General features: G+C 55.8%; 19 protein-coding genes. 17 read left to right on the plus strand and 2 right to left on the minus strand.

The window, feature by feature from the left end; genetic code table 11:
- Positions 1 to 57 precede the first annotated feature (57 nt).
- From araG to otsA, 4 genes are all read left to right on the plus strand, one after another.
- Positions 58 to 1,572, plus strand: a complete 1,515-nt coding sequence (gene araG / locus EKN38_RS12510) for an L-arabinose ABC transporter ATP-binding protein AraG (RefSeq protein ID WP_013096045.1) — start codon at positions 58 to 60, stop codon at positions 1,570 to 1,572.
- Between the two features lie 14 nt (positions 1,573 to 1,586).
- Positions 1,587 to 2,567, plus strand: a complete 981-nt coding sequence (gene araH, locus EKN38_RS12515) for an arabinose ABC transporter permease AraH (RefSeq protein ID WP_014832432.1) — start codon at positions 1,587 to 1,589, stop codon at positions 2,565 to 2,567.
- 176 nt (positions 2,568 to 2,743) lie between these two features.
- On the plus strand, positions 2,744 to 3,547 hold the full coding sequence (otsB, locus tag EKN38_RS12520; protein ID WP_014832431.1) for a trehalose-phosphatase: 804 nt from the start codon (positions 2,744 to 2,746) through the stop codon (positions 3,545 to 3,547).
- The gene (gene otsA, locus EKN38_RS12525) at positions 3,522 to 4,946 is read left to right on the plus strand and encodes an alpha,alpha-trehalose-phosphate synthase (protein ID WP_014832430.1); all 1,425 of its coding nucleotides are present in this window, start codon (positions 3,522 to 3,524) and stop codon (positions 4,944 to 4,946) included. Before otsB ends, otsA begins: the two co-directional genes overlap by 26 nt.
- Positions 4,947 to 4,961: 15 nt before the next feature.
- Here the strand turns inward: otsA and uspC are convergent, their stop codons facing one another.
- Positions 4,962 to 5,390, minus strand: coding sequence for a universal stress protein UspC (uspC, locus tag EKN38_RS12530; RefSeq protein WP_014832429.1), 429 nt, complete (start codon positions 5,388 to 5,390; stop codon positions 4,962 to 4,964).
- 795 nt (positions 5,391 to 6,185) lie between these two features.
- Between uspC and flhD the strand changes: the two genes are divergently transcribed.
- The 6 genes from flhD (at position 6,186) to cheW (ending at position 11,618) form a co-directional block, all read left to right on the plus strand.
- Positions 6,186 to 6,536 (plus strand): flagellar transcriptional regulator FlhD, encoded by a 351-nt coding sequence (flhD, locus tag EKN38_RS12535; RefSeq protein WP_013096050.1) that lies wholly within the window; start codon positions 6,186 to 6,188, stop codon positions 6,534 to 6,536.
- Between the two features lie 2 nt (positions 6,537 to 6,538).
- Positions 6,539 to 7,117, plus strand: a complete 579-nt coding sequence (gene flhC, locus EKN38_RS12540; protein ID WP_013096051.1) for a flagellar transcriptional regulator FlhC — start codon at positions 6,539 to 6,541, stop codon at positions 7,115 to 7,117.
- Between the two features lie 123 nt (positions 7,118 to 7,240).
- Positions 7,241 to 8,128, plus strand: coding sequence for a flagellar motor stator protein MotA (gene motA, locus EKN38_RS12545; protein WP_008500417.1), 888 nt, complete (start codon positions 7,241 to 7,243; stop codon positions 8,126 to 8,128).
- A complete protein-coding gene (gene motB / locus EKN38_RS12550) occupies positions 8,125 to 9,054 on the plus strand; it encodes a flagellar motor protein MotB (protein WP_014832428.1) in 930 nt (309 codons plus the stop codon). Before motA ends, motB begins: the two co-directional genes overlap by 4 nt.
- A gap of 4 nt (positions 9,055 to 9,058) precedes the next feature.
- Complete coding sequence (gene cheA / locus EKN38_RS12555; RefSeq protein ID WP_014832427.1) at positions 9,059 to 11,095, plus strand: chemotaxis protein CheA; 2,037 nt, start codon at positions 9,059 to 9,061, stop codon at positions 11,093 to 11,095.
- Between the two features lie 19 nt (positions 11,096 to 11,114).
- Complete coding sequence (cheW, locus tag EKN38_RS12560) at positions 11,115 to 11,618, plus strand: chemotaxis protein CheW (protein WP_013096054.1); 504 nt, start codon at positions 11,115 to 11,117, stop codon at positions 11,616 to 11,618.
- Between the two features lie 104 nt (positions 11,619 to 11,722).
- On the opposite strand, the gene EKN38_RS12565 is transcribed toward cheW, so the two are convergent.
- Entirely contained in the window at positions 11,723 to 12,982 is a 1,260-nt protein-coding gene (locus EKN38_RS12565) for a dicarboxylate/amino acid:cation symporter (RefSeq protein ID WP_014832426.1), read from the minus strand.
- 429 nt (positions 12,983 to 13,411) lie between these two features.
- Here EKN38_RS12565 and EKN38_RS12570 point away from each other — a divergent pair, with 429 nt between their 5' ends.
- The 7 genes from EKN38_RS12570 (at position 13,412) to tap (ending at position 22,041) form a co-directional block, all read left to right on the plus strand.
- Complete coding sequence (locus tag EKN38_RS12570) at positions 13,412 to 13,984, plus strand: spore coat protein U domain-containing protein (protein WP_014832425.1); 573 nt, start codon at positions 13,412 to 13,414, stop codon at positions 13,982 to 13,984.
- A 12-nt stretch (positions 13,985 to 13,996) separates the two neighbouring features.
- Positions 13,997 to 14,545 carry a spore coat U domain-containing protein gene (locus EKN38_RS12575; protein WP_043951661.1) on the plus strand — a complete coding sequence of 183 codons (549 nt, stop codon included), beginning with the start codon at positions 13,997 to 13,999 and terminating at the stop codon, positions 14,543 to 14,545.
- Positions 14,546 to 14,561: 16 nt separating this feature from the next.
- On the plus strand, positions 14,562 to 15,323 hold the full coding sequence (locus tag EKN38_RS12580) for a molecular chaperone (RefSeq protein WP_014832423.1): 762 nt from the start codon (positions 14,562 to 14,564) through the stop codon (positions 15,321 to 15,323).
- Positions 15,299 to 17,683: a fimbria/pilus outer membrane usher protein gene (locus EKN38_RS12585; protein WP_126522105.1), complete on the plus strand. Its 2,385-nt coding sequence runs from the start codon at positions 15,299 to 15,301 to the stop codon at positions 17,681 to 17,683. Before EKN38_RS12580 ends, EKN38_RS12585 begins: the two co-directional genes overlap by 25 nt.
- Positions 17,680 to 18,642 carry a spore coat protein U domain-containing protein gene (locus tag EKN38_RS12590; protein ID WP_014832421.1) on the plus strand — a complete coding sequence of 321 codons (963 nt, stop codon included), beginning with the start codon at positions 17,680 to 17,682 and terminating at the stop codon, positions 18,640 to 18,642. Before EKN38_RS12585 ends, EKN38_RS12590 begins: the two co-directional genes overlap by 4 nt.
- Before the next feature lie 85 nt (positions 18,643 to 18,727).
- The gene (gene tar, locus EKN38_RS12595; RefSeq protein ID WP_014832420.1) at positions 18,728 to 20,395 is read left to right on the plus strand and encodes a methyl-accepting chemotaxis protein II; all 1,668 of its coding nucleotides are present in this window, start codon (positions 18,728 to 18,730) and stop codon (positions 20,393 to 20,395) included.
- A 44-nt stretch (positions 20,396 to 20,439) separates the two neighbouring features.
- Positions 20,440 to 22,041: a methyl-accepting chemotaxis protein IV gene (gene tap / locus EKN38_RS12600; RefSeq protein ID WP_014832419.1), complete on the plus strand. Its 1,602-nt coding sequence runs from the start codon at positions 20,440 to 20,442 to the stop codon at positions 22,039 to 22,041.
- Positions 22,042 to 22,053: the final 12 nt, after the last annotated feature.

Below are 22,053 nucleotides of genomic sequence, written 5' to 3' on the forward strand. Positions count from 1 at the left end.
GCCCCTCGCGAACCACGAGGGGCCAGACGTACACACTACAGGAATCACGGAGACGTTATGCGACAGTCTGATCCGTATCTCTCTTTTCGCGGTATCGGGAAAACTTTTCCCGGTGTCAACGCGCTGACCGATATCAGCTTCGACTGCTATGCCGGTCAGGTGCACGCCCTGATGGGCGAAAACGGCGCCGGAAAATCCACGCTGTTGAAAATCCTCAGCGGCAACTACACGCCAACCACCGGCACGCTGGCCATTCGTGGCGAAGAGGTGGCATTTGCTGATACCACCGCCGCGCTCAACGCCGGGGTGGCCATCATCTATCAGGAGCTGCACCTGATCCCTGAGATGACGGTGGCGGAAAACATCTATTTAGGCCAGCTTCCGCACAAAAGCGGCGTGGTGAATCGTTCGCTACTTAATTATGAAGCGGGGCTGCAGTTGAAGCACCTTGGCCTGGACGTCGATCCCCAGACGCCACTGAAATATCTCTCCATCGGCCAGTGGCAGATGGTTGAAATTGCCAAGGCGCTGGCGCGTAACGCCAAAATCATTGCCTTTGACGAACCGACCAGTTCGCTGTCCGCACGTGAAATCGAGAATTTGTTCCGGGTGATCCGCGAGCTGCGTAAAGAAGGCCGCATTATTTTGTATGTTTCGCACCGTATGGAAGAGATTTTTGCCTTAAGCGATGCCATCACCGTGTTTAAAGATGGTCGCTACGTGCGCACGTTTACCGACATGGAGCAGGTCAACCACGACCAGCTCGTCCAGGCGATGGTCGGCCGCGAGCTGGGGGATATCTATCACTGGCAGCCTCGCGAATACGGTCCTGAGCGCCTGAAGCTGGAGAACGTTAAAGCACCGGGCGTGCGGACGCCGATCTCGCTCTCGGTGCGCAGCGGTGAAATCGTCGGGCTGTTTGGCCTGGTGGGGGCGGGACGCAGCGAGTTAATGAAAGGCCTGTTTGGCGGTACACGCATCACCGAAGGTCAGGTTTCCATTGACGGGCAGCGGGTCGATATCCAGAAGCCTGCGCATGCCATTCAGGCCGGCATGATGCTCTGCCCGGAAGACCGCAAAGCCGAAGGCATTATTCCGGTGCACTCGGTTCGCGACAACATCAATATTTCCGCCCGGCGGAAGTTTATTCGCGCCGGTTGCCTGATCAACGACGGCTGGGAGGAGAGCAACGCCGACCACCATATCCGTTCGCTGAACATCAAAACGCCGGGCCCGGAACAGCTGATCATGAATCTCTCCGGCGGTAACCAGCAGAAGGCGATTTTAGGCCGCTGGCTGTCGGAGGATATGAAGGTCATTTTGCTGGATGAGCCAACGCGCGGCATCGATGTGGGGGCGAAACACGAAATTTATAACGTGATTTATGAGCTGGCAAAACGCGGTGTGGCGGTGCTGTTCGCCTCCAGCGATCTGCCTGAGGTACTCGGCGTCGCCGATCGCATTGTTGTGATGCGTGAAGGGGAAATCGCCGGTGAATTGCTTCATGAACAGGCGAATGAACAACAGGCGTTGAGCCTCGCCATGCCGAAAGTTAGCCAGGCTGTCGCCTGAGTAAGGAGTTAATGATGTCCTCTGTTACTACATCCGGAGCGCCGAAGTCGGCTTTCAGTTTTGGCCGCATCTGGGATCAGTACGGCATGCTGGTGGTCTTTGCCGCACTCTTTGTTGCCTGCGCAATCTTTGTGCCCAACTTTGCCACCTTCATTAATATGAAAGGGCTGGGGCTGGCTATCTCCATGTCCGGCATGGTGGCCTGCGGGATGCTCTTCTGTCTGGCCTCGGGCGATTTTGACCTGTCAGTGGCCTCTGTGATTGCCTGTGCTGGTGTCACCACCGCCGTAGTGATCAACATGACCGAAAGCCTGTGGATTGGCGTGCTGGCGGGTCTGCTGCTGGGCGTCATCAGCGGTCTGGTCAATGGGTTTGTGATTGCCCGCCTGAAGATTAACGCCCTGATCACCACGCTTGCAACGATGCAAATAGTGCGCGGTCTGGCCTATATCATCTCCGACGGTAAAGCGGTGGGGATTGAAGACGAGCGCTTCTTCACCCTGGGCTATGCGAACTGGCTGGGATTACCTGCGCCAATCTGGCTGACGGTGGCCTGCCTGATCCTGTTCGGCTTCCTGCTTAATCGCACCACGTTTGGCCGTAATACGCTGGCGATTGGCGGTAATGAGGAAGCGGCGCGGCTGGCGGGTGTCCCGGTGGTGCGTACCAAGATCATTATCTTTGTGCTTTCCGGTCTGGTCTCGGCGGCGGCGGGGATTATTCTGGCGTCACGCATGACCAGCGGTCAGCCTATGACCTCCATCGGGTACGAGCTGATCGTCATCTCAGCCTGCGTTTTAGGGGGTGTTTCCCTGAAAGGTGGCATCGGAAAAATCTCATATGTGGTGGCCGGTATCCTGATTTTGGGGACCGTGGAGAACGCCATGAACCTGCTGAATATTTCGCCATTCTCGCAGTATGTGGTTCGTGGCCTGATCCTGCTCGCAGCCGTGATTTTCGACCGTTACAAGCAAAAAGCGAAGCGTACCGTATAACGTTTTTCCTGCCTTTAAATTGCTCAACTAATAACCTTAGTTGACATCTGAATCGCCTCGCCAGTTCTGCTGGCGGGGCGGTTGTCAAATGGCGAGCGACGTCACACTGTCTATACTTACATGGCTATGAAAGAGGTAAAGGCGTTTACCTCTCGTAAACCGTAAGGAGGACCAGGGTGGCTGACATGTTAACCGCACCGCCTGTACTGCCCGGACACTATGCTTTCTTTTTTGATCTCGACGGCACGCTCGCCGGGATAAAACCGCACCCCGACCAGGTGGTTATCCCGGAGGCGGTATTACAGGATTTGCATCAGCTCTCGCAACTGAATGAGGGAGCACTGGCATTGATATCAGGGCGCTCAATGGCCGAGCTGGATCTGCTCGCCAGTCCTTACCACTTTCCGCTGGCCGGTGTACACGGAGCGGAGCGCCGCGACATCCATGATCATACGCACATCGTTACACTCCCCGACGCATTAATTAACAAACTGCAGGCACAGCTTTCTGCTGCGCTGGCGGAGCTGCCTGGCACAGAGCTGGAAGCCAAAGGTATGGCCTTTGCCTTGCACTACCGTCAGGCACCCCAGCATGAAGAGGCTGTGCTTGCGCTCGCCGACAGGGTCGCGCATGCGCATCCTGAGCTGGCGCTGCAGCCGGGTAAATGCGTCGTGGAGCTAAAACCGAAGGGGATCAATAAAGGCGCTGCGATTGCTGCGTTTATGGCAACGCCGCCTTTCAAGGGCCGGACGCCCGTTTTTCTGGGGGATGACCTGACCGATGAGGCCGGGTTTCGCGTAGTGAATCAGGCTGGAGGGATCTCCGTGAAGGTTGGGCCTGGTGACACTGAAGCCGAATGGCGTCTGGCAAATGTGGCCAGCGTCTGGCAGTGGATATCTGACATCGCTAACCAGCAACAACAACAAATAGCGCAAAACAAGGGGGGAAACCATTATGGGTCGCTTAGTCGTCGTCTCTAACCGTATCGCACCGCCTGACGATAAAAAAGCCAGTGCAGGTGGCCTGGCGGTGGGGGTATTAGGTGCCTTAAAAGCCGCTGGGGGGCTGTGGTTTGGCTGGAGTGGAGACATCAGTGAGGAGGAAAAACCACTCAAAAAAGTGACGCGCGGCAACATCACGTGGGCGTCATTCGCGTTGAAAGAGAAAGATTATGACGAGTACTACTCCGAGTTCTCGAATGCGGTGCTCTGGCCTGCGTTCCATTACCGTCTTGACCTGGTAAAATTCCAGCGAGAATCGTTTGAAGGCTACAGCCGCGTCAATGCGCTGCTGGCGGATAAACTGCTGCCTTTAATCGAGGAAGACGATATTTTATGGATCCACGATTATCATCTGCTTCCCTTCGCCCGTGAGTTGCGTAAAAGGGGAGTTAACAACCGTATCGGCTTCTTCCTCCATATTCCGTTCCCGACGCCGGAAATTTTTACCGCGCTGCCACCGCACGAAGAGCTGCTGGAAGCGCTGTGCGACTATGATCTTTTGGGCTTCCAGACTGAGAATGATCGCATTGCATTCCTGGATTCGGTATCAGGCAAAACGCGTCTGATGACGAAAGGGGGGAAAACGCATACGGCGTGGGGTAAAACGTTCCACACCGAAGTCTATCCGATTGGGATAGAGCCGGATGAGATTGCTGAGCAGGCGTCTGGTCCGTTGCCACCGAAGCTGGCGCAGCTTAAAAACGAGCTAAAACACGTGAAGAATATCTTCTCGGTGGAGCGTCTCGACTACTCCAAAGGGCTGCCGGAGCGCTTCCTGGCGTATGAAACACTGCTGGATAAATACCCGCAGCACCACGGTAAAATCCGCTATACACAGATCGCGCCAACCTCGCGTGGGGAAGTGCAGGCCTACCAGGATATCCGTCATCAACTGGAGACGGAAGCGGGGCGGATCAATGGCCGCTATGGCCAGCTGGGCTGGACGCCGCTGTTTTATCTGAACCAACATTTTGACCGTAAGATCCTGATGAAGGTGTTCCGCTATGCCGACGTCGGCCTCGTTACGCCGCTGCGCGACGGGATGAACCTGGTGGCAAAGGAGTATGTGGCGGCACAGGATCCGGCCGATCCGGGGGTGCTGGTGCTTTCTCAGTTTGCGGGCGCCGCCAATGAGCTCACCTCAGCGCTTATCGTTAACCCTTATGACCGGGATGATGTGGCGAACGCGCTCAACCGTGCCCTGACGATGCCGCTGACGGAACGTATTTCCCGTCATGCGGAAATGATGGAGACGATTCGCAAGAACGATATTAATCACTGGCAGGCACGTTTTATTCGCGATTTGCGTAATATCGAGCCGCAAAGTCACGAAGGCGTTCTACAAAAAAAGATCGCGACATTCCCTAAACTCGCGTGATATTCCTCTGGGGGTTTAACGACCCCCAAGAGGCACTAACAACACGTCAACCTGGCTTGAGGCGACAATCGATTTCGCCGCACAGGCCGCGCGTGAAAAAAAGCTCTTGTTATGATTTCCGCAGATCACTAAATCAATATTCTCTTTTCGACACATGCTGAGAATATGCTCATTTAATTCACCTGTCGCAATGACGGTCTGATAAACAGGATAGTGCGCTTTCTCAACCAGTTCCCGCAGAAATTGCTGCGTTTCTTCCTGCAAAACCCCACGAATATCCTCTAGCATCGGCGCGGCCAGTTGATTATACATCTCGGGTTCGGCCGCAAGGGTGATCAGGCTGATGCGTGCATTGTGCGGGCGGGCGATGGAAACCGCCCGGGCAACGAGTTGATGACTTTCCGGTGAAACTGCAACAGAAACAAGAAGATGGGCGTAACTCATCACGCACTCCTTAGCTGTCTGAAAAACCGTGTCTACGTCAGCATTACCGCGAAATCACCACTTCTGCAAGAGGTGAATACGACAATAGTGTGAAGCTTCTCATAATTATTCATTAATTATTCTTATAAGAAGAATAACTGGAAACCGCGTCCAAATGAAAAAAATTAACAACTTAACGTAAATCACACAAATTCACTCGCGTGCTGTTAAATCGTTTTAACGAGTTATAAACACAATTCGAATGATCACGCATTGAAACAATTTTATAACCCCTCAGGCATAACTGTATGTTTTTCATAGGTAATGAAAATGTGCTCCTGAGATGTACAGTATGTGAATTGTTGCGGTAGTCGTTAATGAGCATAAAAGCAATCGCAATGGCCCCTCGGTTCAGACTTCTGCATGAGTATTCGTCCATTAAGAATATAAAATGGTCTCGATTGTTCAAATAATGAACAAATTACAAGTCATACTGATGGATTTATGGATGATATTCACTTAAATTATGTGACGTGGATCACATTTTTTTTAAATTTGAGGTAGGCTGCATTGTATGTGTCAAAACTGACGAGTAGAGTTTGCGTCGAATTAGGAAAAATCTTAGTTATTTGTAAGAAATGATAAAACCTGTAAGAAACGCTGCTGCGTTTCGTTGTTGCACGTTTTGCTGAATACAAACCTAAATTCAACTATGCATTTAGCCTTTTTTTTTAAATACCGGGTGATTTCCCGGCGACATCACGGGGTGCGGTCTTTCCGCATAAAAACAATAGTTGGTTATTCGGGATGGGAAAAATGCATACATCCGAGTTGCTAAAACATATCTATGACATCAACTTGTCATATTTACTGCTCGCGCAGCGTTTGATTAGTCAGGACAAAGCGTCCGCGATGTTTCGTCTGGGTATTAACGAAGAGATGGCGACCATGCTGGGCGGATTAACCCTGCCTCAAATGGTTAAACTGGCTGAAACGAATCAACTGGTTTGCCAGTTCCGCTTCGATAATCCGCAGACCATCACGCGGCTGACACAGGAATCTCGTGTGGACGATCTGCAACAGATCCATACCGGTATTCTCCTCTCCACCCGCTTGCTCAACGAAATCAGCCAGCCTGATGACGCAGCCCGTAAGAAAAGAGCGTAGAAATGAGCGAGAAAAGCATTGTTCAGGAAGCGCGTGACATACAGTTGGCCATGGAGCTGATTACACTGGGTGCTCGTTTACAAATGCTGGAAAGCGAGACTCAGTTGAGCCGTGGTCGTCTCATCAAACTGTACAAAGAGTTACGCGGTAGTCCTCCACCGAAAGGAATGTTGCCGTTTTCAACGGACTGGTTTATGACCTGGGAGCAGAACATTCACGCCTCCATGTTCTGTAATGCCTGGCAGTACCTTCTCAAAACCGGTTTGTGTAGCGGCGTTGATGCCGTGATCAAAGCGTATAAACTTTACCTTGAACAATGCCCACAGCAGGAAGAAGGTCCCCTGCTGGCGCTGACCCGCGCATGGACGCTGGTGCGTTTTGTTGAGAGCGGAATGCTTGAATTGTCGCGCTGCAACTGCTGCGATGGCAATTTTATTACCCATGCTCATCAGCCTGCAGGCAGCTTCGCCTGTAGTTTATGTCAGCCTCCATCCCGCGCAGTAAAAAGACGTAAACTTTCCCGGGATGCTGCCGATATTATTCCACAACTGCTGGATGAACAGATCGAACAAGCTGTTTAACCCGAACGTGTGGGCAAGATTCCAGCAGCGGTAAGCCATTACCGCTGCTTTTTTTTACCCTGAATTCGGTAAACGCTGCGAGCTGAACGTCCTTGCCATAGTCACTAGCGGAAGGATGATGTCGTGCTTATCTTATTAGGTTACCTGGTAGTTCTCGGTACAGTTTTCGGCGGTTACATGATGACCGGCGGGCACCTTGGAGCACTCTATCAACCGGCTGAACTTATTATCATCGGCGGCGCAGGGGTAGGGGCTTTTATCGTTGGCAACAACGGGAAATCGATCAAGGGGACGCTGAAAGCTATTCCATTGCTGTTCCGTCGCTCGAAATACACCAAAAGCATGTATATGGATCTGCTGGCACTGCTCTATCGCCTGATGGCGAAGTCGCGTCAGCAGGGGATGTTCTCGCTGGAGCGGGATATCGAAAACCCGAAAGAGAGCGAAATTTTTGCCAGCTATCCGCGCATTCTTGCGGATGCCATGATGCTGGATTTCATTGTCGATTATCTGCGCCTGATCATCAGCGGCAACATGAATACCTTCGAAATTGAAGCGCTGATGGACGAAGAGATCGAAACCCACGAGAGCGAATCCGAAGTACCGGCCAACAGCCTGGCGCTGGTGGGGGACTCCCTGCCGGCCTTCGGTATCGTGGCGGCGGTCATGGGGGTTGTCCACGCGCTGGCCTCGGCAGATCGTCCGGCGGCAGAGCTGGGGGCGCTGATTGCCCACGCGATGGTGGGGACCTTCCTCGGTATTTTGCTGGCGTATGGTTTTATCTCGCCACTGGCCAGCGTTCTGCGCCAGAAGAGCGCGGAAACCACCAAAATGATGCAGTGCGTGAAGATCACGCTGCTCTCTAACCTCAACGGTTATGCGCCACCGATCGCGGTTGAGTTTGGTCGTAAAACGCTTTACTCCAGCGAGCGTCCGTCGTTTATCGAGCTTGAAGAACACGTGCGTGCGGTGAAAAACCCAAACCAACAGACGACAACTGAGGACGCATGAAAAACCAGTCCCATCCGATCGTCATCGTAAAAAAGCGCAAGCATAAGGGGCATGGGCACGGTGCGCATGGCTCCTGGAAAATTGCCTACGCCGATTTTATGACCGCAATGATGGCCTTCTTTCTGGTGATGTGGCTGATCTCCATCTCCAGCCCGAAAGAGTTGATCCAGATTGCGGAGTATTTCCGTACGCCACTGGCGACTGCGGTCTCCGGTGGGCCGCGTATCTCTAACAGCGACAGCCCGATCCCCGGTGGCGGCGATGATTACACCCAGCAGCAGGGTGAAGTGAAAAAAGAGCCGAACATCGACGAGCTGAAGAGAAAGATGGAGCAGGCGCGTCTGAAGAAACTGCGTGGCGATCTCGACCAGCTGATTGAAGCGGACCCGAAACTGCGTGCGCTGAGACCGCACCTGAAGATCGATCTGGTACAGGAAGGGCTGCGTATCCAGATTATTGATAGCCAGAATCGCCCGATGTTCAAGACCGGCAGCGCGGAGGTTGAGCCTTATATGCGCGACATTTTGCGCGCCATTGCGCCAGTGCTGAACGGTATTCCAAACCGCGTCAGCCTGTCAGGCCATACGGATGACTTCCCGTATGCCACGGGCGAAAAGGGATACAGCAACTGGGAGCTTTCTGCCGATCGTGCCAACGCCTCGCGTCGCGAGCTGGTGGCGGGTGGGCTTGATGATGGCAAGGTACTGCGCGTGGTCGGCATGGCAGCAACCATGCGTGTCTCCGACCGCGGGCCGGATGACGCCATCAACCGTCGTATCAGTCTTTTAGTGCTGAACCAGCAGGCGGAGCAGGCCATCCTGCATGAAAACGCCGAAAGTCAGAATGAGTCACTGGACGATTTAAAACAGCCTGGGGCCGTTCCTTCGGCTGCCGTTCCAACATCGCCACCAGCCAATCCGAGGTGATAGCGTGAGCATGGATATTAGCGATTTTTACCAGACATTCTTTGATGAAGCCGACGAATTGTTGGCCGATATGGAGCAACATTTGCTGGATTTGGTGCCTGAAGCGCCAGACTCCGAGCAGCTCAATGCCATCTTCCGCGCCGCGCACTCCATTAAAGGCGGAGCCGGAACGTTTGGATTTACCATTTTGCAGGAAACCACCCATTTAATGGAAAACCTGCTTGATGAAGCACGACGCGGTGAGATGCAGCTCAATACCGACATTATCAACCTGTTTTTGGAAACCAAAGATATTATGCAGGAACAGCTCGACGCCTATAAAAGTTCGGCAGAGCCTGATGCCGCCAGCTTTGAATACATCTGCAATGCGCTGCGCCAGCTTGCGCTGGAAGCAAAAGGTGAGCTCGCCGCAGCCGTTGTCCCTGCCGCCAAACTGAGCGTGGTCGATGCGGTTGCCGCTGAGGCGTCAGCGCCTGCCGCTGCTAAAGCGGAAAAATTGCGCGTTGTGCTGTCGCGCCTGAAAGAGAATGAGGTCAACCTGCTGGAAGAGGAGCTGGGTAACCTGGCGACACTGAGCAACGTGGTGAAAGGCAAAGACAGCCTTGCCGCGACGCTTGAAGACGGTATCAGCCAGGATGACATCGTGGCGGTGCTGTGCTTTGTTATCGAAGCCGATCAAATTGCCTTTGAAACGGAAGCGGTTGCCGTTGAAGCCCCGGCTACAGTGGAGGAGGTTGCTGTTGTGGCTCAGGCTGCTGCACCTGCGGTCGCCCCTGCTGCCCCGGCGTTGAAAGCCGTACCGAAAGAGGCCGCCGCCCCGGGCCGCGGTGAAAAACCGGCGGCGCGCTCCAGCGAATCGACCAGTATCCGCGTTGCCGTTGAGAAGGTTGACCAGCTGATCAACCTGGTCGGCGAACTGGTGATCACCCAGTCAATGCTGGCCCAGCGTTCTAACGAACTGGACCCGGTCACGCACGGCGATCTGATTACCAGTATGGGCCAGTTACAGCGTAACGCCCGCGATCTGCAGGAATCGGTGATGTCCATCCGTATGATGCCGATGGAATATGTCTTCAGCCGCTTCCCGCGTCTGGTGCGCGACCTGGCCGGTAAGCTCAATAAGCAGATTGAACTGACGCTGATGGGCAGCTCCACCGAGCTTGATAAAAGCCTGATTGAACGCATTATCGACCCGTTAACGCACCTGGTGCGTAACAGCCTCGACCACGGTATCGAACTGCCGGAAAACCGCATTGCAGCCGGCAAATCCCCGGTGGGTAACCTGATCCTCTCCGCAGAGCACCAGGGCGGGAACATTTGTATCGAAGTGACCGATGACGGTGCGGGCCTTAATCGTGAGCGCATCCTGGCGAAGGCGATTTCGCAGGGCATGGCGGTCAGCGAAAACATGACCGATGAAGAAGTGGGCATGCTGATCTTCGCCCCAGGGTTCTCTACCGCTGAGCAGGTGACCGACGTCTCCGGACGCGGCGTGGGGATGGACGTGGTGAAGCGTAACATCCAGGAGATGGGCGGCCACGTTGAGATCCAGTCTAAACAGGGCTCTGGCACCACCATTCGTATTCTGCTGCCGCTGACGCTGGCGATCCTCGACGGCATGTCGGTCAAAGTGGCGGACGAAGTCTTCATTCTGCCGCTGAATGCGGTGATGGAATCACTGCAGCCACGTGAAGAAGATCTGCATCCGCTGGCGGGTGGCGAGCGTGTGCTCGAAGTGCGTGGCGAATACCTGCCGCTGGTGGAATTGTGGAAAGTCTTCGAAGTGGATGGCGCGAAAACAGAGGCCACGCAGGGTATCGTGGTGATCCTGCAAAGTGCGGGTCGCCGCTACGCACTGCTGGTTGACCAGCTGATCGGTCAGCACCAGGTGGTGGTGAAGAACCTCGAAAGCAACTACCGCAAAGTGCCGGGTATTTCTGCCGCCACCATTCTGGGTGATGGTAGCGTGGCGCTGATCGTCGACGTGTCGGCGCTTCAGGGATTAAATCGTGAACAACGTGTGGCGTACACAGCCGCCTGATTAAGTAAAGGGTAAGAACATGACCGGTATGAGTAATGTAACGAAACTGGCGGGCGAGCCATCAGGACAGGAGTTCCTGGTATTCACTTTAGGCGATGAGGAGTACGGCATCGATATCCTGAAAGTGCAGGAAATTCGTGGTTACGATCAGGTTACCCGCATCGCGAACACGCCAGCGTTTATTAAAGGCGTCACCAACCTGCGTGGGGTGATTGTGCCTATCGTTGACCTGCGCGTGAAGTTCAGCCAGGGCGATGTGGAGTACAACGATAACACCGTGGTGATTGTCCTCAATCTGGGGCAGCGCGTGGTCGGTATCGTGGTAGATGGCGTGTCTGACGTGCTCTCACTGACGTCTGACCAAATTCGTCCGGCGCCGGAGTTTGCGGTCACGCTGTCTACCGAGTACCTGACGGGGCTGGGTGCGCTGGGTGAGCGTATGTTGATTCTGGTGAACATCGAGAAGCTGTTGAACAGCGAAGAGATGGCGTTGCTGGATATCGCGGCGAACCATGTAGCGTAGGTAAATGCAAAACGGCAATCCAGGTTGCCGTTTTTTTTGTTTGCTCCCTCTCCCTGTGGGAGAGGGTTGGGATGAGGGCATCAGGCCACACCCCGTTTGTACTCTTACACTTCCTGCTCTACCAGCTCCGCTTCGGCTTCCCGCGCTCCTTCATTCTGCGACAGCATCGCGGTTGCAATCCCGTTACCCAGCACGTTAATGGCAGAACGCCCCATATCCAGGAAGTGGTCGATTCCCATCAGCAGCAGAATACCCGCTACCGGAATATTGAAGCTTGGGATCGTCGCCGCCAGTACCACCAGCGAAGAGCGCGGTACGCCCGCAATGCCTTTTGACGCCAGCATCAGCGTCAGCATCAGGACGGTGACTTCCGAGAAGCTCAGATGAATGTTGTACGCCTGAGCGATAAACATTGAGGCAAAAGAGCAGTACACCATCGAGCCCACCAGGTTAAAGGAATACCCAATTGGCAGGACGAAAGAGGCGATGCTGCGTGAGCAGCCAAAACGTTCCAGTTGCTCAAGGGTCTTCGGATAAGCCGCCTCGGAGCTGCTGGTGGTAAACGCGACCAGCACCGGATCTTTCAGCATGCTGAGCAGGCGGAACACCTCTTTTTTCAGCACCATATAACCCACCGCCAGCAACACCATGCAGGTGAGGAGGATAGCCACATAGTAGCCGCCAATAAAGGACGCATAGTTCAGCAGAATGCCGAGACCCTGGGTGGCAATCACCGATGAGATGGCGGCGAAAATCGCCAGTGGGGCAACATACATCACGTAGCCCGTGACCTTCAGCATGATATGGGACACCACATCCAGCGCCGCGACCAGCGGGGCGTTGAATTTCTGGCCCAGCGACGCGCCGCCAATGCCAAAGAACATGGAGAACACGACGATCTGCAGAATTTCATTGTCCGCCATCGCCCCGGCGATACTGGTCGGAATGGTATGAGAGAGGAAGGCTTTGAGCGTCATGCCGCCGACGGCCAGACCCGTCTCCACCGCTTCTGTGGGGATCGTCAGGTTCAGACCGCTACCAGGATGCTCCAGGGTGACAATAAACAGCCCCACCAGGATAGACAGCACCGATGAGCTGATAAACCATACCATCGCTTTACCGCCTACGCGGCCAATGGTGGAGGTTTCGCCCATTTTCATAATCCCGACCGTCAGCGTACTGAAGACTAATGGCGCAATCACCATTTTGATCAGTCGCAGGAAAATATCGGTGAGAAGCGTAATGTTATCCGACCACGCTTTGATGGCATCCGCTGATGCATATTCATGAATGGCCGCCCCTGAAAGAATACCCGCCAGCATGAATATCACGATGAAGAGTGTAAGTTTGTTTGCACTTGCCACGAAAAAAGACCCTCTATGCGCTTTAGGTGTAGCCCGCGCCGATGTATATGGATTTTTTATTACAGCGCGGGAAATTATTCGGCACATAAATTGAAGTAAAGCGGGGGTAGATACAACTCCTTTTTAAGTTTTATTAATTTTGTTGCTAATGCGCCGACGATATATTGTGACGCTTATCACACTTTAATGGATATATCCTCAAGCGAAAGCTGAGAAATTCATTTTTAAAATCTCTAAGCCCCTGTTTTTTAGATGCTTAATGCGTCAATCAGACAAAGGGATGACGTCAATGGACGTGGGTGGTCGAAGCGATAACCATAAACTAAATTCTCAATAACCCCCTCGGAGGCGCATTTAGCGGGGCTAACATCTTGAACGTTAAAACTAAATTGTTGTACGTGAACGGAGACGTCTTCTGGAGGGTGGTAAATGAAAAGAAAACGCCTTTTGACCTGCGCTGTCATCCTGTTAACCGCGACTACCGCCCAGCAGGCGCTGGCGGTCACCAGTAGTGGCACCATCGGCGCGACACTGACATTGACAAACGGGTGTCTGATTAATGGATCACCCACCCAAAACGGCATTAACTTCGGGACACTGGATTTCGGGACCCATCCTGCCACCTTTTCCACCCTGACGACGCAGTTGACCGGCGCCAGCGGGGGAAATACCTTCACGATTCAATGTACGACCGCCAGCTACACGGTGGCGATAACCGGAAATACCAATTCCACTGCGCCGGGCACCGTCGTTGGCACGACGGGGACACCCGCGCGCTATCTGATCAACACCACCAACACGGCGCAGGGTGTGGCTTACAGCCTGTACAGCGACAGCGGGTTTAATAACGTTGTGGCGAATAACGCGGCGTTGCCGATCGCGTCCACGGCAGGCGGGGTGGACAGTTACACCCTCTACGGGCGTATCACCGGCGGGGGGAACAGCGTGACGGTGGTACCGGGAACCTACACCGACACCATAAATGTCAGCGTAACCTACTAAACCCATTCAGCCATGAAAACCGCTTGTTTGCGTCTGCGCCAACGCGCAGAAGGACTCGTGCGCCCTTTTTTCATCCTGCTCGTTGGGCTGGGGCTGGCGCCCATGGTTGAGGCTGTCACGTCACAGTCCTTTAAGGTCAGCGCAACCATTGTTCCAGGCTGCGCGGTGAGTACCGGCAGCGGAGGCGTACTAGGCACGCTGAACTTCGGTACCCATACCGGCGTGGAGAGTGCCCCGGTGAGCACCAGCTTCGTACCAAACGGGGCACTCTCGATCGCCTGTACGCCAGGCGTGGCGCTGAGTATGAGCATTAACGGCGGGCAGAATTACGCCTCCGTGCGGCGAATGACGCGCAACGGCGGGAACGACGTGGTGGGATACCGGCTTTACAGCAGCAGTTCACTTGCGGCGAACAGCGAAATAGGGGTCAACCAGGCGATTCCGGTGACCTATACCAACAGCAACAACATCGCGCTGCCGTTGTTTGGCGTGGCGCTATTGACCGGGTTCAGCCCGGCGGGAACCTATTCTGATCAGCTTACCGTGACCTTGTCATGGTGATAAAGGGAGAGAGACGATGACGGCATATTTCAGGCGCATGTGTCTGGGAAGTCTGCTGGGGGTGATGGCCGTGACGGCAGGCCACGTACAGGCGGCCGCCACCATTCTGTTATGGCCTATCGATCCCTGGCTGGCGGCAGACGCCAAAGCCACGGAGCTGTGGATCCAGAATCAAGGGAACAGCCCAACCACCATGCAGGTACGCATTGTGCGCTGGAAGCAGGAGGGCGGGTTCGAACGTTACAGCACCCAGCAGGATGTGGTCGCCAGCCCGCCCATCGTCACCATCGCAGCGGGCAGCAAACAGCTTATTCGTCTTATCAAACAGGGGACGGTTCCGGTGGGGGTCGAACAGGCCTACCGCATTATTGTCGATGAAATCCCTCAGCCGGATAACAAAGCCGAACCGGCTATCGGCCTCAAACTGCAGATGCGTTATTCCATTCCCCTTTTTGTCTATGGGCAGGGGATCCCGACACGCAAAGAGGGGGCACACCATGCGCTGGTGGATACCCGCACGTTGAGCTGGCGGGTAACGCATGAGGGCGGACAGCCTCACCTGGAGGTGAACAACCGGGGCGATGTCCATGTCAGACTCAGCCAGGTTTCGCTGGTACAGGACGGGCAGAAACGTCCTGTTGCCGAGGGATTGCTGGGCTACGTGCTGGCGGGCAGTACCCGCAGCTGGGCCATTCCGGCCGGCATTCGGCAGCCAGACCAGATGCGCGCGCAGATTAATGCCAGGGATGAGCAATGGCAGTCGACGCCCGTCAACTGAAACCGGCGATGATGATCCTGCTTTGCGTCACGACCAGCACCTGGGCTGAACCCGGCGATGACAGTTTACCGCCGCCTCCCGAGGCCCGGGCGGTGAACGATGAGGCGGTTTTTCAGCTTGCCCTCGTGCTGAACCACTACGATACCGGTCTGGTGGTGCCCGTGACGCAGCGCAAAGGGGCTTACTTCATCTCCAGTGCCGACCTGTTGCGCGCCGGGCTGCCGCCGGAGCATGTCCCGACAGGCGAGGTGGATCTCGCGTCACTTTCACAGGTTCGTGTGGCGTATGACAGCGCCGGACAGCGTCTGCTGCTGACCGTTCCTCGCGACTGGGTAGCCTCCCGGGTGACCTCCTTTGGCGGGCAAACCGCGCAAAGTAAACCTCACTTTGGACGTGGGGCGCTGCTGAATTACGATCTGTATACCAACCACACGGAACATGTTGGCGGTCAGGCCTCACTCTGGCATGAGTTCCGCTACTTCAATGAGGGCGGTTCGCTCTCTTCAACCGGTTATGTGCGGAAAAATTTCGCGGGCGATAATGGCCAGCAGGCGGGTTACGTTCGCTATGACACCACCCTGCTGATCACTAACGAAGACGACGCCACCACCTGGACAGCCGGGGATGTGATCAGCGATGCCCTGAGCTGGAGCACCAGCGTGCGCATGGGCGGGATCAGCTACGGGCGCGATTTCTCCCTGCGCCCGGATCTGGTGACCTGGCCACTGCCGGAATTCTCCGGAGAAGCAGCAGTTCCCACCTCGGTCGATCTCTTTATTAATGGCTATCGGTCTGGCTCCACGCAGCTTCAGCCGGGCCCCTTCACCTTAACGAATCTGCCCTATATCAACGGGGCCGGCGATGCGGTACTGATCACCACCGATGCGCTGGGACGTCAGGTGAGCACCACGCTGCCCTTTTATGTCACCAGCGAACTCCTCAAACAAGGGCTGAGCGATGGGGCGGTCACGCTGGGTAGCCTGCGGCGTAATTACGGGATTGATAACTTCGACTACGGTCCGGCGGCGGGCAGTGGTTCGTATCGCTACGGGGTAACGGACTGGCTGACCCTGGAGGGACACGCAGAGGGTGCAGAGACGCTGGCGCTGGGCGGGGCGGGGACGGTGGTGAAGCTGGGACGCTTTGGCGTTGTGAATACCGCGTATACCCAAAGCCGCATGCGCGGTGATGAGGGCGGGCAGATCGCCTGGGGCTATCAGTACAGCACCAGCGAATTTAGCCTGGCGACCCAACATACACGACGCGATCGCGGCTTTGGCAACCTGGCCCTCTATGACCAGCCGACGGTGTATGACGAAAACGACAGGCCAATCGCCAGCTTCAGCCGCAATACCGATCAATATTCCCTGACCTTTAATCTTGGGCAGTACGGCAACATTGGGGCCGCCTGGATCGGCGTGGAGAGTTTTGACAGCCAGAAAACGGAACTGCTTAACCTCTCCTGGAGCCGCAACCTGTGGGGCGCGAGCAGTCTCTATCTTGCCGCAAGCCGTGATCAGCAGCGGGGGGACTGGACGGTTGCACTCTCGTTACAGGTCCCCTTTGGGGAACGGGACAGCGCCGCCGTCACCTTCGAAAACACGCCGGAGGCAGGCAGCACGCAGCGTATCAACTACAACCACTCCATGCCTTCCGATGGCGGTTTTAGCTGGAACATGGCATGGGCACATCAGTCACGGGCGAATAATTATCAGCAGGGAACGTTGGGCTGGCGTAATAACAATATCGAACTGCAGGGTGGGGCCTACGGGGAAAAGGACATGATGACCTGGTGGAGCGAGGCGCTGGGCTCCATTGTGCTGATGGACGGGGAACTGTTCGCGGCGAATAAAATCAACGACGCCTTTGTGGTGATCAGCACCGATGGTCACCCGGATGTGCCCGTCAGCTACGAGAACCAGCCGGTCGGTAAAACGAATCGCAACGGCTACCTGCTGGTGAGCGGTGTATCAGCCTATTACCCGGCCAGTTACCGCATTGACACCCTGAATCTGCCTGCCGATACGCGTCTGAAAGAGACCGAGCGCCGGATCGCGATGCGCCGCCACAGTGGCTATCTGGTGGACTTCCCGATGGAGCAGGAGCGGGTGGCCAGCGTCATACTGCAGGATGCGCAGGGGCAGGCTATTCCGGTGGGCAGCCAGGTCAGACGCGCCTCGCGCAGCAACGCGGTGGTGGGATATGACGGGATTGCGTGGCTGGAAAATCTCAGCGACGTCAATTCGCTGGAGGTGATCACCCCGACGGGGAAACGGTGCCAGGCGACGCTGACCGTTGGCGCGAACCCGGAACACAGGCTGCAAACCTACGGGCCGCTGGTATGTCGGGAGGTACGGTGACGCGTTTTCTGCTGGTGATTCTGCTGCTCTTCTCCGGTGCCAGCGGCGCGGCCTGCACCGTCAGTACGGTGAATGCGTCGTTTGGCAGCGTGACCTCGTTCGCGCTGAGCGGAACCGGGGAAGTGGAAACCACCGGCACGCTGGTGGTTGCCTGCGATACGGTCCTCAACCTGCTTACCAACGACTCGGTGACGCTGACTTACACCTCGGCATCGATCTTCGCCAACAGCCGCGCCACCCTGAAGCGCACGGACAATGCGGCTATTACCGATGTCATACCCACGCGCCTGTGCGCGGCCTCCGGCTGTGGCGGTAGCAGCGAAGTGCAGATCGGTAATGCCTATACCTGGAGCGGGAACACGCTGCTCGGGCTGCTGGGGTCGAAGCGCTACAACATTCCGCTCTATTTCCGCACGGTGCCGGGGCAGAACGTCTCGGCCGGGCCGTATCAGGTGCTGCTGACATTCAGCATTAATTACAACGTTTGTGCCGTTGGCGCTGCCGGACTTTGCCTGACGCCGCAAACCGGCACGGCCACCACCACGATCCTTCTCAACATGACCGTCACTAACGATTGCAGCACCATGACCACGCCGGACGTGAATTTCAACAGCGCGCCGCTGGTACAAAGTTTTCCCACCGTCTCGCAGGCGATTGCCGTCACCTGCACCAAAGGCAGTACCTATACCATAGGGATTAACAATGGTGCCAACGCGCTGAACAACGTTCGTCGCATGGTGAGCGGCAGTAATTACATGAGTTACGACATCTATAAAGAAGCCACCACCAACCGCTGGGGCAGCAGCGGCACCGAGCGCTGGACCAGCGCGACGTCGTCGCAGATCAGTACCGACGGTTTACTGCGTACCTACAATTACACCGCCAAAGTCCTGACCACACAAGCCACACCCCCCGCCGGAACCTACACCGACACGCTGATCGTAGACGTGGCGTTTTAAGGCCCGCGCTTTTCCCTTTCGCAAATGTAAAGTTCCTGTGGCCTGTGCCGATAACACCGTTAATAAATCTATGAGAAGGTGTTGTATGTTGAACCGTATCCGCGTTGTCACAATGCTCATGATGGTGCTGGTCATTTTCGCACTACTTCAGCTTATCTCCGGTGGGCTTTTTTTCTCGTCGTTAAAGCAGAATCAGGACAGTTTCGCCGCCTCAAACGACCTGCGCCTGCAGCAGAGTGAACTCACCTCAACGTGGGATCTGATGCTGCAAACGCGTATCAACCTGAGCCGCTCCTCCGCGCGCATGATGATGGATCCCAACAATCAGCAGAGCAGTGCGAAAACCGATCTGCTGAAAAATGCCCGCGCAACCCTTGCGGATGCCGCAAAGCATTACGATACCTTCAAGAAGATCACCCCGCAGCCTGCCATGGAGCAGGTGAGCCAGAATATCGATGAAAAATACAACGCCTACTATGCCGGTCTGACGGAGCTTATCCAGTTCCTGGAAAGCGGCAACATGGACGCCTATTTCGCCCAGCCGACCCAGGGGATGCAAAACGGGCTCGGCGCGGCGCTGGGTGAATACGCCAAAGCCAGCGCAGATCTCTACCACTCGGCCTTTACGGAAAGCCAGAATGACTACCGCTTTGCCAAATGGCAGATGGCGGTGATGGCACTGGCGCTGGTGATCGTGCTGATCGCGGTTTGGTACGGCATTCGCCATAGCCTGCTGAACCCACTGGGCCGCGTCATTGCCCACATCCGCGAGATTGCCGGCGGCGATCTGACCAAAACGCTCACCGTCTCCGGGCGTAACGAAATCACCGAACTGGCCAACAGCGTAGACCACATGCAGCGTTCGCTTATCGATACCGTTGCCAACGTGCGTAGCGGCACGGATGCCATCTACACCGGCACCAGCGAAATTGCGATGGGCAATAACGATCTCTCTTCCCGTACCGAACAACAGGCCTCCGCGCTGGAAGAGACCGCGGCCAGCATGGAACAACTCACCGCCACCGTGAAGCAGAACGCGGATAACGCGCGTCAGGCTTCTCAGCTGGCAGAGAGCGCGTCCGAGACGGCGCAGCGCGGCGGTCGGGTGGTGGATGGGGTGGTGAAAACCATGCATGAAATTGCCGACAGCTCGAAGAAAATCGCTGACATCATCAGCGTGATCGACGGCATTGCCTTCCAGACCAACATCCTGGCGCTGAACGCCGCCGTTGAGGCCGCGCGTGCGGGTGAGCAGGGGCGTGGGTTTGCGGTGGTGGCCGGCGAAGTGCGTAACCTCGCCAGCCGCAGCGCTAACGCGGCGAAAGAGATTAAGGCCCTGATTGAAGACTCCGTTTCCCGTGTGGATACCGGCTCCGTGCTGGTGGAAAGCGCAGGGGAGACCATGAATGACATCGTGAATGCCGTTACCCGCGTAACGGACATCATGGGTGAAATCGCCTCTGCCTCTGATGAGCAGAGTCGTGGTATTGACCAGGTTGCCCTGGCGGTATCGGAAATGGATCGCGTGACACAACAAAACGCCGCCCTGGTGCAGGAGTCCGCTGCGGCGGCCGCTGCGCTGGAAGACCAGGCGAGCCGTCTGAAGATGGCCGTCTCGGCGTTTCGTCTCGCTTCACTCGCTGGAAATACGGTCACCCCGCAAGCCACGTATCGTGCGCCAGCCGCTGAGTCGGCGGCCACGCGTACCCGCACTGCGACGACCGGACAAGATGAAAACTGGGAAACATTTTGACTGACATTTAAACCGCGGCTGCTTGCCGCTTGATGGGAGCGTGGATGTTAAATCGTATTCGTATCTCGACCACACTGTTTTTGATTCTGATCCTATGCGGTGTGTTGCAGGTTGGCAGTAACGGGTTGTCTTTTTGGGCGTTTCGCGATGGTTATCAGAATTTGCAGGAAGTTGAGGCGAGTAATCAGCAGCGCTCCGCACTGGCACAAACGCGTGCCGTGCTGTTGCAGGCAAGCACTGCGCTGAACAAGGCAGGAACCTTAACCGCGCTGAGTTATCCGCCGGATGATATCAAGGCGCTGATGGCGACGGCGCGCAACAGCCTTAAGCAGGCCGACGCGCAGTTCAAAACGTTCATTGCACATGACGATGTCAGCGAAAAAGGGAAAGCGCTGAAAGCTGCCATGAAAAAGAACTTTGAACAGTGGCACAGCGATCTGGATCACCAGGCGACCTGGCTTGAGAACAACCAGCTCTCGGACTTTATGACCGCGCCGGTGCAGGCCTCACAGGCGGCGTTTGATGACAGCTTTAACGCCTGGCAGCAGGACATTAACCAGTTTGTGCAGCGCGCAGGGGAGAGCAGCCGTACGAGCTACCACATGTCCGGGGTGATTTTTACTGTGGTGGTGATTCTGGCGGCGCTGCTGACCGGTGCCGCGCTGCTCTGGTCGCGCAGGATGATTGTTCAGCCGCTGGCCATTATCAGCAGCCACTTCGACAGCATTGCGAAGGGGGATCTGGCGCGTCCGGTGGCGGTGTTTGGCAAAAACGAAATTTCGGCGATCTTTGCCAGCCTGAAGGCCATGCAGGGATCGCTGCGGGAAACGGTCTCCGATGTGCGTCAGGGCAGCTATGCCATGCACACCGGGATCTCAGAGATTGCGGCAGGCAATAACGATCTCTCTTCCCGCACTGAGCAGCAGGCGGCTTCGCTGGCACAGACGGCGGCCAGCATGGAACAGCTGACCGCGACGGTAAGCCAGAACGCTGATAACGCCCGTCAGGCGTCTGACCTGTCGAAACAGGCGGCAATGACGGCGAAGAAGGGGGGCGACCAGGCGTCTCATGTGGCCAGCACCATGCAGGACATTGCCGCCAGTTCGCAGAAAATTGGCGACATCATCAGCGTGATTGACGGTATCGCCTTCCAGACCAACATTCTGGCGCTGAACGCGGCTGTGGAAGCGGCGCGTGCCGGTGAGCAGGGGCGTGGGTTTGCGGTGGTGGCGGGTGAAGTCCGTAACCTGGCGAGCCGCAGCGCCAACGCGGCGAAAGAGATCAAGGGGTTGATTGAAGAGTCCGTCTCCCGCGTTCAGCAAGGCTCCGCCCTGGTGGATACGGCGGCGAAAACCATGCACGAGATTGTCACCTCCGTGACGCGGGTGAACGACATCATGGGGGAAATTGCCTCGGCGTCTGATGAGCAGCGTCGCGGGATTGAGCAGGTGGCCCAGGCGGTAAGCCAGATGGATCAGGTTACGCAGCAGAACGCCTCGTTAGTGGAGGAAGCGGCAGCGGCAACCGATCAGCTGGCCAGTCAGGCCGATCATCTGACCGGGCTGGTCGCGGTATTTAATGTCAAAGAGCATGTTGAAGCAGTAACAGAAGTCGGGCGGTCGCAGGCCGTGCCAGTTGTATCCTGAATGTAATTAAGA

The organism is Enterobacter sp. WCHEn045836 (assembly GCF_003965585.1).
GTDB lineage: Bacteria > Pseudomonadota > Gammaproteobacteria > Enterobacterales > Enterobacteriaceae > Enterobacter > Enterobacter dissolvens.